The organism is Bacillus sp. 275 (genome assembly GCF_001999205.1).
Taxonomy (GTDB): domain Bacteria; phylum Bacillota; class Bacilli; order Bacillales; family Bacillaceae; genus Bacillus; species Bacillus velezensis.
Window position 1 is genome coordinate 1,180,058 of the sequence record NZ_CP019626.1, and the last position, 12,180, is coordinate 1,192,237.

Sequence of the window (12,180 nt, forward strand, 5' to 3'; positions counted from 1 at the left end):
GACCTCCCGCTATTTATCAAAATTTTCGAGCTCTTTATAATCAACAAATGCACGGAATAACGCTTCGCCCACCAGAAAAAACGGGGCGAATGCGACGATTTCCGTTTTATCGCTTAACGTCACCGGCTTGCTGGTCGCATAAAGATTATACGGCGTCGTTTGCGCCAGTACGTTGTTTTTCAGATTGGTGATTGAAATAAACGGAACTCCCTTTGCGGACAGGGTCCTTGCCTGCGGAATTAATTCGGGTGTTTCGCCTGATAAAGAAATAATGATGAATACGTCATCAACCGTAAAATCATCACACATGATATCAAACTCTGTGATGTCCTGAATTAAAATCAGATACTTCCGCCGGGATACAAACATCCGCTGCAGCTCACGGGCGCACACCCTCTGAGCCGTCCCCGATCCGTAAACGAAAATCCGTTTTGCTTCATCTATCAGCCGGCACATCTCCGTCATATCTTTTGACTTCACGTATTTTACATTGGCTTCAATATCATCCAGCAGCTTTTCAAACGTCATATTCTCGCCCTCTTCAGGCTGATCCTCCCATTTCAGAAAAACACGGAATTCACTGTAGCCGCTGAAGCCCAGTTTTTGGGCGAGCCGCAGGATGGAAGACCGAGAGACATTGCAGGCTTTCGCCATGTCATTGATACCGAGATGGTAGCACGTATGTTTATGATTTAATATATATTTTAAAATATAAAAATCGTTATCATTTAATTTCGCGTAATGCTGGTTAACCAGTTCTTCAAGACTCATCCCAAAAATCCCCCCGTTTTCTTTCTATTATATAGAATAACAGATAAAGAAAACGGGGAAGATTGTCATCAGGAAATAGGAGACGGACTTACATCAAGCTCAGGCCAGTAGTCCTTGTTAGCCTCCATCAGATCTTCAAGAATCAGTCTTGCCACACGGGCGTTCGGCACTGTTTTTGACAGGATCAGCGCCTGCCACAGCTTTTGAAATGACCGCTCTTCCCACGCTTCAGCCGTCAGTTTTTCGACAGACACCTGCTGTTCCATCAGGCCTTTTTGAAATTGCGGTATGTTCCCGACTGAGAGCGGTTCCGGTCCGTTTGAGCCTACGAGACAAGGAATCTCAACCATGGCTGACGAATCAAAGTTTGCGATCGCGCCGTTATTTTCAACGATTAACAGCATCCTCTCCCCTGTGTTGTAAGCGATGGCCCGGGCAAGGTCGACGATATAGGAAGCATGATCATCAATTTTAATTTCACTGTTCTCCGATGATTGTTCGCGCGTAATCATATCGCATTGGCTGAAAATGAAAGCTTCCCGCCCTTCCATGACTTCGTTGGCTCTCGTATGGTTCGGATTTGATTTTTTCACCATATCATCCGGGAATAAGTAATATTGCAGATATGTGTTCGGAAGCGTATCCGGATCAGCCGCCTGTACGTCGCGCGCTTTTTTGAATGTGTCATTCCAGCTTGCTTCAGTCTGTTCGGCCTCCGTCTTCGGAACGTAGCCGTATTCACGGACATGCTCTTTCAGCTTCGGCATTAAATCATTGCCATGCCGGTCTGTGATGGACGTCCACCAGCCAAAGTGGTTCAAGCCGTAGTAACGGACGTTCATTTCTTTTCGTGAAGATAATCCGAGGATGTTCGCCATACGATCCTCAATTCCGACCGGCATGTCGCAGATGTTCAATATTTTCGAATTCGGTCTGAGGCGCCGTGTAGCTTCGGCCACAATCGCCGCCGGATTGGAGTAATTCAGCATCCATGCGTCGGGCGAGTACGTTTCCATATAATCAAGAATCTCCAGAACACCGCCGATAGAGCGCATGCCGTATGCGATTCCGCCCGGCCCGCATGTTTCCTGGCCGACCACGCCGTACTTCAGCGGGATTTGTTCATCGAGCGCGCGCATCGCATATTTTCCGACGCGGATATGCGCCATGACGAAGTCAACATCCGTAAAAGCCGTCTCTGGGTCATCAGTCGCCAGAAATTCAATGTCCGGCGCTTTTTCTTTTATAAATACCTCACACGCACCCGCAATCCGCTCCTGCCTTTCTTTATCATTGTCATAAAGTTTCAGCTTTCTGATCGGAAACTCTTCCAGGTGATTCAAAAGCATTAATACAATTCCGGGGGTAAATGTGCTGCCGCCGCCTGCAATAACGATTGAGAATGATTTGTCTGTCATGTGAAGCCCTCCTCTGATAACGTTTACATTTTATTTATATCATGAGAAGGTCCGATCTGTACCGGGTTTGGAGGAGTTAGATCATTTAATCATTTTTAGTTATTTTTCTCAAAAAGCGGGAAAGTTCCCACAGGTACGAAAAAGGCCTGCTGTCATCAGCAGACCCATTCTCAAAAATGCTCTTGTAAATCAGAAAGCAGTACTTCCTGCTCAAATTGCGGATTTCCGATCGGGAAAATTCTGGCTGTTTCCTTGTCTTCGTTGACATGCTGAATATAAATCGGAACTCCTTCGTACGTCACATACGCCATGGCGGCGGATTCTGAAATGTCTTTCGCACGCTGTGTATTCACGTCTCAAACCTCCTTTAGGCCTCACACATAACGTGTCCGGCAGCCAAGAGAAGTATGCTTGTTTCTTACAATTGTCCGGTGGTGAGTTTGAATTTTTTGAGGCGTTTGTAAAACGTGCTCCGCGGGATTCCGGCCATTTTGGCGGCCAGCGTGACATTCCCCTTCGCTGATTCAAGCGCGTTTACGATGATGTTTTTCTGAATGTGCTCCCGGATGGAGACAGGGGACGCTTCTTCTTGTTCATAAGACTCGGCCGCCTCTTTAAGACCTGACGCTTCAAGCAGGGCTTCGATGGGGCGTTCTGACAGCCGTCCGTCCGGGAACATGACGGAAAGACGTTCAAATACATTAAACAATTCCCTGATATTCCCCTGCCATTTCCGGCTCTTTAATAGGTCTAAAAAGTCATCAGGAAGCTCCCCCCGCCAGCCGCGATTTCGCTGAAATTCAAGGAAGAGGCCGGGAATGTCTTCGGTGCGTTCTCTTAATGGAGGGAGGTAGATCGGACAGACGTGAAGCCGGTAAAATAAATCTTCTCTCAGCTTTTTGCATTGGACAAGCTGTCTCAGATCAGTGTGGGTGGCAGTGATGATTCTGATGTCAACGGGAATCTCTTTTGTCCCGCCGACCGGGGTGACTTTCCGTTCCTGCAGCACCCGTAACAGAGCGACCTGCATGGAGTGTGATATTTCTCCGATTTCATCGAGGAAAAGCGTGCCTTTATCGGCTTTTTGCAAAGCGCCGTTATGTCCTTTCCGTTTGGCCCCGGTGAAGGCGCCTTCCGAGTAGCCGAACAGTTCGCTTTCAATCAGCTTTTCGGGGACCGCTCCGCAATTGACGGCGATAAACGGGCCGTTTTTCCTGGAGCTGTTGTTATGAATCGCCCGGGCGGCAACCTCCTTTCCCGTCCCGGTTTCTCCCGCAAGACAAACGGTCGCGTCCGTTCGGGCGACAAGCTCCAGCTGCTGAAGCATATGTCGGGATGACGGGCTTTTGCCTGCCGCACCATGGAATATAAAAGACGGCTTTTCTTCTCGTTTGGATAAATAAACGCATGTGTAGCCGTTCTCCTCCCGCTTCGCCTGCTTGATGTGATAGCCCTGTTCCTCAAGCTCGCGCAGCATATGTCCGGTAAAATGCTGAACGGGACGGCTTGCGGCGATAACCCGGCTCATTTCATTGCAAAGCACGATCGGATCGTGTGACCGGGTCAGCCCGGCGAATTTGCTGATCATATCAAGTTCTGTCATTTTGATCTTTAGGGCAAGCTCCCGTTCCGCCGTATAAGCGATGGAGGAGGCAATTCCGAGCATAAACGGCTGAGCGCGGGCGGCGGGGCAGGAAATATCGATGACACCCGCCAGCCGCCCGTCTTCATAACGGATCGGCGCGGCGGAACAGCTCCATTGATGAGAAGCGAGCGAATAATGTTCAGAGCCGTGTATCATGACCGGCTCATTTGTATAAAGAGCCGTCCCGATCGCATTCGTGCCGACGGCCGTTTCCGTCCAGCGGGCGCCTTTTAAGAAATTGATGCGGTTCGCTTCATGAATGGTGCGCGGGTGGCCGTCAACTGAATGGACAACGCCGTCAGAATCAATCAGGAGAACCATCATTTCCATTTCCCGCATCGCCGTTTTCATTCTTTCTGCATACGGCGTTGAGGCCGCTAAAAATAACGCATGCTTTTCGGCCTGTCTTTCTAAATGATCTGCCGGCATCACATTCGGCCCCTTTTCGAGATAAGGGTTGACGTCGGCTTTTTTGCAGCGGTGCCATGAGGCGGCCACCCGCTTCTGAATACGGGATTCATCGAGCACGCCTTCTTTCACAAAACGCTTCCAGGTTTTAAAATCATTCCGAATGACATTCATTGTATTCGCTCCCCCCTGTTCAGACCATCTTTTCATATATTGTAGGGGAAAAATAAAGCGCTTTCAACGAAAAATACCCCTTCTCATCTGAGAAAGGGTATTCCGGTTATACGGAATGCACCGCAAGTCCGGTGACATTCAGCAGGGCTTCCTGAAGCGTTTCTGACAGAGTCGGATGCGCCGCGATAAAGTGCTCCGACATATCAGCCGTCATTTCACCGTTCATCATCATGACCGCCTGACCGATCAATTCCGTCACGTCCGGCCCGATCATTGACACGCCGACAATTTCTCCGAATTCCGGTTCGGCAATGATTTTCATTTTGCCGCCATGCTGATGTTTAATTAACGCTTTTCCGTTAGCAGAAAATGAGCATTCTCCGATTTTCACATCTCCGTATGTCTCTCTCGCCTGTGTTTCCGTCAGCCCGACAGCGGCCATTTCCGGCGATGTATAAATACAGCGGGGCACCGCCCGCATATTGACTTTGCTGTCCTTTCCCGAGGCATGCGCGGCGGCTGTGATTCCTTCATGAATGGCGGCATGCGCGAGCTGCATTCCTCCGGCCGCATCGCCGCATGCATATATATGAGGCACATTGGTCTGCATATGGTCATTGACTTCAATACCGCGCGGAGAATACCGGATGCCGGCCTGCTCCAGATTCAGGCCTTGCAAACGCGGTTTTCTCCCGATTGCAACCAAAATGTGATCAGCCTGAGCCTCAATTTCTTTGCCGTCTTTTGTCCACACGGCGGTTTTCCTTTCTTTGTCAATCCGTTGAAGGGCGGCTTTTGTCTGAATATCAGCCCCGCTGTCTCTTAAAGAGTCTTCGAAAACGGCGGCGATTTCTCCGTCTTCTGCCGGGAGCAGCCGGTCAGCCGATTCAATCACCGTCACTTTCGTTTTAAACCGGCTGAATAAAGAGGCAAATTCACAGCCGATCACACCTCCCCCGACAATAAGCAGAGAAGAAGGAATTTGCTGTAAAGAAAGCGCGTCTTTGCTGTCGATCACCCAATCGCCGTCAAATGGGGCAAACGGCAGCTCCGCCGGTTCAGATCCGGATGCAATCAATATCCGATCCGCTTCCAGAATGTCTTTTGCGCCTCCTTCTCCTTCAACAAACAATGTCTGCTCTGTGAGAAATGAGGCTGTCCCGCTGATGACTTTAATCTGATTTGCTTTCATTAAGTATTGAATTCCCTGCACGAGCCGGCTGACGATTTGCCGTTTGCGCCCCTGCATGCGGGCCCAATTGAGTGTAATGTTTTGCGGTAGTTCGATGCCGAATGTATCTGCGTGCCTGATTTTATCGAGTACATTCGCGCTTTCCAAAAGCGACTTTGTCGGGATGCATCCCTCATTGAGACAAGTGCCTCCGAGCGGCCCTTTGTCGATCAGAACGACTTCTTCTCCCCTCCGCGCGGCAGTCACGGCAGCTGCATATCCGGCAGGCCCGCCGCCGATAATGGCTAGTGTCAATCTCTTCACCCTCTCTATAAAATCAATCCGGCCGGCTCTTCAAGCAGCGCTTTGACCGTTTTCAGGAAGTCCGCAGCCGGTGCGCCGTCACATACTCTGTGGTCAAAGGTAAGGCTCAGCGGCAGCATGGTGCTTTTGACAAGTTCATCTCCTTTAAACGCAGGCGTTTCATAGCTTGCGCCTACTCCGAGAATACCGGCTTCAGGCGGATTAAGAATCGGGGTGAAATGCTCAATTCCGTAACCCCCGAGATTTGTAATAGAAAATGTCGATCCGTGCAGGTCATCTCCGGAAGCATTGCCTTCCCGCGCCCGGCGTGCCGATGTGCTGATGTGATCCGCAAGCTCAAGGAATGAAAGCTTTTCCGCATCCCGAATCACCGGCACGACGAGACCGTTTTCAAGAGAAACCGCCATCCCGAGGTGGACATATGGATAGGTGATGATCCGCTCCTCTTGATAAGAGCTGTTCAGCTCAGGATGCTGTTTCAGCGCAAGCACCGCGGCCCGGGATACGAAATGTGTGACCGTCAGTTTAACACCGCTCCGCTTTTTCGCGCTGTCGGCGAGCTGCTGCTGCCATTTTACAAGCTCCGTAATGTCCGCTTTCATCGTCAGCGTCAGCTGGGCGCTGTTTTGCAGGCTTTTGTGCATTCGGTCTGCAATCACTTTTCTCATCGCTGAAGCCGGTTTTCCCTCCGGCTGTGCCGTCTGAACCGAAGACTGCGGTTCAGCTTCCGTCTTCATGGCCTTGATGACGTCAGCTTTTACGATTCTGCCTCCGGGCCCCGTCCCGTTCAGCGTATCAACTTTCAACCCGGCTTTCTCCGCCATTTTTCGGGCAACGGGAGATATTTTCACGCGGTGTTTACGCTTTTGCACGGCTTTGGGAGCGGGAATATGTTCAGGTTCAGCTTGCGGTTTCCCTGCATTTTCAGGAACCGGCGCCTCCTTCTCCCGCACTTCTTCGCCGTTTTCCCCGATATAACAGATGGGCGTTCCCGGCGGGACTCCTTCTCCCTCTTTGACTTTAATATGAAGAAGCGTGCCGCTTTCAGGCGCTTCTATTTCCATTTCTATTTTTTCCGAGTTGATGCTGGCGATGCTTTCTCCCTTTTCAACCGGGTCGCCGACTTTTTTATTCCAGACGGATACTTCACCTTTCTTCATCGCCATTCCCAGCTTCGGCATTACTACTTTTACAGCCATTCTATATCCCTCCTTTAATTCATTGCCGGCTCGCCAAGCAATTCAAGCGTGACGCTGACAATTTGGTCTGGTGTCGGCAAATATTGATCTTCAAGCACCGGCGAAAACGGCACTGGTGTATGCGGCGCTGTAATCCGTTTAATCGGTGCATCAAGCAAATCAAAGCCCTTATCGGCGACAATCGCAGCAATATCCGTGGCGATGCTGCAGCGCGGATTGGCTTCGTCAATGATGATCAGCCGGTTTGTTTTTTCTAACGATGTGAAAATCGCTTCCTCATCTAAAGGAGACAGACTCCGGGGATCAAGCACCTCGGCGTCGATGCCTTTCTCAGAAAGCTGCGCAGCCGCTTCAAGCGCAGTATTGACCTGCTTGCCGACTGCAAAGAGCGTGATGTCGCTGCCTTCGCGTTTGATATCCGCCTTTCCGAGCGGAATTGTATAATAATCTTCCGGCACCTCGCCCTTCATGTTGTAGGACGTTTTGTCTTCAAAGAAGAACACCGGATCATTGTCTTCTATTGCTGCAAGCAGAAGACCTTTGGCATCATACGGATTGGATGGAACAACTGTCTTCAGTCCAGGGATGCTCGTGAACAGGCCATACAGCGCCTGCGAATGCTGAGCGGCTGCCCGGAACCCGGCTCCGTATGTGGTGCGGACGGTGATCGGCACTTGCGCTTTACCGCCGAACATATAGCGGAATTTCGCCCCTTGGTTGATCACTTGGTCAAAGCACGTTCCGATAAAATCGTTAAACATCAGTTCCGCAATCGGTCTCAGCCCCGTGGATGCCGCAGCCATGGCCGCACCCATGTAGCCCGCCTCAGAAATCGGTGTGTCCAGCACCCTGCTTCTGCCGAATTCCTGTACGAGCCCCTTTGTGACCCCCAGTACACCGCCCCATGCTTCATCATCTTGCAAGTGATCGACCGCCGCTCCCCCGGCGACATCTTCACCGATTACAAGCACATTGTCGTCTTTTCTCATCGCAAGCTTCATTGCTTCATTGATCGCGTCCGACATGCTTATGACTCTCGCCATCTCACATTCCCCCTTTTTCATATGACACGTAGACGTCTGTCAACAGCTCAGACTCTTTCGGATATGGACTCTTTTCGCTGAACGAGACGGCTTTTTCAATCGATTCGCTGACACGCTGTTCGATGTCTGACAGTTTATTTGCATCTGTTTCTTTTAGAAGATAGTTTTTAAAGCCTTGAATGGCATCCTTTTCTTCAAGATGCTCAGTCTTTTCATCCTTTGTTTTATAAGTTTGGGCATCCCCTTCGAAATGGCCGTAGTTTCTGTAAGTCATACATTCAATCAAAGACGGGCCTCCGCCGTTTCTTGCTCTTTCTATCGCTTCCCCGGCTGCCTGATAAACTGCTAAAATATCTTTTCCGTCCACCGTGACCCCCGGCATGTTGTAGGCAGCCGCCCGATCGGCGATTGAATCACAGGCTGACGCGTACTCAAATGTCGTGGCTTCGCCGTAGCCGTTGTTTTCGGCGATGAACACGACAGGAAGATTCCATACTGCCGCTAAGTTCAGCCCTTCATGGAAAGTCCCTTGGTTATTGGCTCCGTCCCCAAAAAAGCAAACGCTTACATTTTTAGTTTGTTTATATTTAGCCGTGAGCGCTGATCCGCATGCGAGCGTGAATCCGCCCCCGACGATTCCATTTGCGCCTAACATGCCTTTATCAAGATCCGCAATGTGCATAGAACCGCCTTTGCCTTTACACAGTCCGGTCGCTTTTCCGAATATTTCCGCCATCATGCCGTCCAGATCACAGCCTTTGGCGATACAATGGCCATGTCCCCTGTGTGTGCTTGTAATGCTGTCGCCATCATCTAAATGAGCGCACACCCCCGCAGCTACCGCTTCTTCACCGGCATACAAATGGACGAATCCGGGAAGCACTCCTTGCGCGAACAGTTCATGCACTTTGTCTTCAAAGCCCCTGATTTCCAGCATCTTTTGGTACATCCACAGCGCTTTCTCCTCAGTTAATGACAAGCCTTCTCGTTTTAACAATTCCATTTTGTGCGCCTCCTTCTATTTAGGGTTCACACTTATAAATGCAAGAAGCATGCCAGCCTTTGAAGCCCGTAAAATGAATGTTTTTATTTTTACAATGGAGACAGTTTGAGACAGGTGTCTCATTTTGTCTCGATCTGTTCCCTTTGTCTCGTTTTATGGCATACAAAAAAGACCGGGCATCACCCTGTCTTTGACAATGATCGACGTATTTATTTCCTCGGAAATCTTTTAACTGCTTCATTCTTCTGCATACAGTCTATCGCGGCGTTTGAGTGGTTACACTCTTTTTTTCATATCCGCGTGCTGCAGTTCATGCTTTTCTTCAACAGCCCGATTCAGCGCTTGAAGCATGTAGCCAATGCCTTTATACGATGACAAAGGCCAGGTGATATGCTGATGCTCTCCGATGACGGCGTTTAGGACGCTTCGGTATTTTTTCCCGCCAAGCATGACAAGCTCTTCGATGTCGGAAAAGCCTTTTTCATGAAATTGACGGCGCAGCTCGTCCGCTGCCATGATCTCCGGATGACCGGTTCCAAAAGTGACATCGTAATTTCCGGGAACCATATCATCCGGACGAAGGAATCCGTGCTTTGCCGACAAAATTACCCACTCATCGAAAAATGCTTTCGCATATCGCTCGCACGCCTGATGAAACGGGCTGAGATAAACGTCTTCCGCCCTTACCGGACCTGTATCTGAATGGACATCCCAAATTTTTTTCTTGCCGCAGGGGATGATGCACAGTCGTTTCATTTTTCTCTCCCCTTTATGATGTATGTCCTATCAATGTACCATGATTCGTTTATTTCTGCATGACGAAACTGGCCATGGATCTGTCTGGGTAAAAACTGCACACAAAAAGACCCGGAATTCAAACCGAAATCCGGGCCGGATGAAGAGGTATTTATGTCACTCTTGCTCCATCCCATCAAGATACTTTCTCTCAAAGTCATCGAGCAATGCACGCACTTCATCTGTTGACTTTGTATTCATGCATTGATTTCTTAATTCACTTGCTCCACGGAATCCGCGGAGATATATCTTGAAAAAGCGGGGGAGCGGTTTATATGCTCGAGCTTCTGCTTTTGAATATTCATCATGAAGATCCAGGTGCAATCTCAAAAGATCAAGCAATTCCTTACTGCTATGCTCTCTCGGCTCCTTTTCAAAGGCGAATGGATTAGTAAAAATGCCTCGTCCAATCATAATCCCGTCAACACCGTATTGTTCAGCGAGTTTCAAGCCGGTTTCACGGTCAGGAATATCCCCATTGATCGTCAATAGGGTATCCGGCGCTATCTCATCACGAAGTTTCTTGATTTCCGGGATGAGCTCCCAATGCGCATCTACTTTACTCATTTCCGCTCTTGTACGCAGATGAATGGAAAGATTCGCAATGTCTTGTTTCAGTATGTGTGTCAGCCAGCCGCGCCATTCGTCTATATCCGTGTAGCCAAGTCTGGTCTTCACACTTACCGGCAGACCTCCTGCTTTCGCCGCCTGTATTAATTCGGCTGCAACTTCAGGACGGCAAATCAGGCCGCTTCCCTTTCCATTCCCCGCCACATTAGGTACAGGACAGCCCATATTGATATCCAGGCCCTTAAACCCTAATTCCGCCATCCCAATACTCATTTGGCGAAAGTTTTCAGGCTTATCTCCCCATATGTGGGCAACCATCGGCTGTTCATCCTCCGTGAAAGTCAAACGGCCGCGCACACTATCCTTCCCATCCGGGTGACAATAGCTTTCTGAGTTTGTAAACTCTGTGAAAAACACATCAGGTCTGCCGGCTTCACTCACAACATGGCGAAAAACGACATCCGTCACATCTTCCATTGGTGCCAGTACAAAAAATGGCCGTGGTAATTCACGCCAGAAATTATCTGTCATAACAAATCCAAATCCTTTCATGATGGGATACAGTCAAACCTTGATCCCAAAATTAAAAACTGACCATGCTTCTTTTACACTTATAGCATGTGTCAGCACTTCTTATCAAACGATAGTAAATTTTGAACATTTCACTTTTTACACGTGAAAAAGTGAAATGCAAACTGAAGCAGAACACCTTAATTGAGTTAACGTAATAAACTATCGCTATAGTTAACCCCATATCGCTCATTTCTGATCAACTCAGCCAACTCCTTAACCTTTAAAAGGGTTTGAGAGAGAAAAAAGTGTGATGATTATCTACACCTATTTTTTATTTATATTGTGGTTTATTAATAGTAGCGCTGACCTTCATTTTTCTTAGCGGCCTTACTTTTGCTCTTTTTGGACAAAAGGATTTCAACCTAAATAGAATATCATATGAGTTCTCCCTATTACCAATGCAAAATAATTGGCCATATGTCAATATCTTTATAACGTTTTAGTTTTAAAGTTATTACTTATAAACAAAATATCTGCATAAAAAAATAAATAATTACATTTATAAGGTGCCACAGAAATCATCTATAAATGTTTGTATAAGGTTACGATTCGGTAATCCTGATCCAGAACCAATAAAATAGACTGCTGACTAAGTGTCGCAGTCTCATTCATAAGATTAATAAAAAAGTGTTCATTTTCTTTCATCATTAAATAAGGCATCAGAAGTTATTGCTTTCATTTCGAATATCCTTTGTTATACCTGTGATGATTTGTATAACAGTGAAAACCCCCAAGAAAACAGTGACAATATTAAACCATGGATTATCATAGAATGAAAGATATGTTTGAAAGAAATCCAGTTCAACTATGTTTGCTGGGAATCCATTCATTTCTCTATAATTAGGACCCCATCCCGTTAATTCTGCAAAATTAAAATAAAGCTGTGAAACTAAAAATGCCAAAACCGTGAGAAACCAACTTTTTTTATACAACGGTCGTTTTTTGTTTACTTTATCCATTTCATTATCCATTTCCTTTTCTGCAATACTTTTTAGCCAAGTGTCAATCTAACATCATTATATGATGAAGCATGATTGTCGCAATAATTACTTATTAAGGATATAACCATCGCAAGTATTACTGTAA

General features: G+C 47.8%; 11 protein-coding genes. All 11 read right to left on the reverse strand.

Going from position 1 to position 12,180, the window contains the following annotated elements; translation table 11 throughout:
• Positions 1-9: 9 nt before the first annotated feature.
• The 11 genes from BZ167_RS05475 to BZ167_RS05530 all read right to left on the reverse strand — a co-directional run bounded on the left by BZ167_RS05475 (position 10) and on the right by BZ167_RS05530 (position 12,053).
• Positions 10-771 carry a MurR/RpiR family transcriptional regulator gene (locus BZ167_RS05475; protein ID WP_077391967.1) on the reverse strand — a complete coding sequence of 254 codons (762 nt, stop codon included), beginning with the start codon at positions 769-771 and terminating at the stop codon, positions 10-12.
• A gap of 68 nt (positions 772-839) precedes the next feature.
• Positions 840-2,189, reverse strand: a complete 1,350-nt coding sequence (gene glvA / locus BZ167_RS05480; protein WP_031378893.1) for a maltose-6'-phosphate glucosidase — start codon at positions 2,187-2,189, stop codon at positions 840-842.
• A gap of 170 nt (positions 2,190-2,359) precedes the next feature.
• Positions 2,360-2,542 carry an H-type small acid-soluble spore protein gene (locus tag BZ167_RS05485; protein WP_003155535.1) on the reverse strand — a complete coding sequence of 61 codons (183 nt, stop codon included), beginning with the start codon at positions 2,540-2,542 and terminating at the stop codon, positions 2,360-2,362.
• A 65-nt stretch (positions 2,543-2,607) separates the two neighbouring features.
• Positions 2,608-4,416 carry a sigma-54-dependent Fis family transcriptional regulator gene (locus BZ167_RS05490; protein ID WP_015417046.1) on the reverse strand — a complete coding sequence of 603 codons (1,809 nt, stop codon included), beginning with the start codon at positions 4,414-4,416 and terminating at the stop codon, positions 2,608-2,610.
• A gap of 106 nt (positions 4,417-4,522) precedes the next feature.
• Positions 4,523-5,902, reverse strand: a complete 1,380-nt coding sequence (lpdA, locus tag BZ167_RS05495) for a dihydrolipoyl dehydrogenase (protein ID WP_077391968.1) — start codon at positions 5,900-5,902, stop codon at positions 4,523-4,525.
• Between the two features lie 14 nt (positions 5,903-5,916).
• On the reverse strand, positions 5,917-7,110 hold the full coding sequence (locus BZ167_RS05500) for a dihydrolipoamide acetyltransferase family protein (protein ID WP_015417044.1): 1,194 nt from the start codon (positions 7,108-7,110) through the stop codon (positions 5,917-5,919).
• A 14-nt stretch (positions 7,111-7,124) separates the two neighbouring features.
• The gene (gene acoB / locus BZ167_RS05505) at positions 7,125-8,153 is read right to left on the reverse strand and encodes an acetoin:2,6-dichlorophenolindophenol oxidoreductase subunit beta (RefSeq protein WP_061861978.1); all 1,029 of its coding nucleotides are present in this window, start codon (positions 8,151-8,153) and stop codon (positions 7,125-7,127) included.
• 1 nt (position 8,154) lies between these two features.
• A complete protein-coding gene (acoA, locus tag BZ167_RS05510) occupies positions 8,155-9,156 on the reverse strand; it encodes an acetoin:2,6-dichlorophenolindophenol oxidoreductase subunit alpha (RefSeq protein WP_003155540.1) in 1,002 nt (333 codons plus the stop codon).
• Between the two features lie 276 nt (positions 9,157-9,432).
• Positions 9,433-9,912: a DUF6884 domain-containing protein gene (locus BZ167_RS05515; protein WP_015417042.1), complete on the reverse strand. Its 480-nt coding sequence runs from the start codon at positions 9,910-9,912 to the stop codon at positions 9,433-9,435.
• A 156-nt stretch (positions 9,913-10,068) separates the two neighbouring features.
• Positions 10,069-11,052, reverse strand: coding sequence for a tRNA dihydrouridine synthase (locus BZ167_RS05525; protein ID WP_007408522.1), 984 nt, complete (start codon positions 11,050-11,052; stop codon positions 10,069-10,071).
• 701 nt (positions 11,053-11,753) lie between these two features.
• The gene (locus BZ167_RS05530) at positions 11,754-12,053 is read right to left on the reverse strand and encodes a YfzA family protein (protein WP_015417041.1); all 300 of its coding nucleotides are present in this window, start codon (positions 12,051-12,053) and stop codon (positions 11,754-11,756) included.
• Positions 12,054-12,180 lie beyond the last annotated feature (127 nt).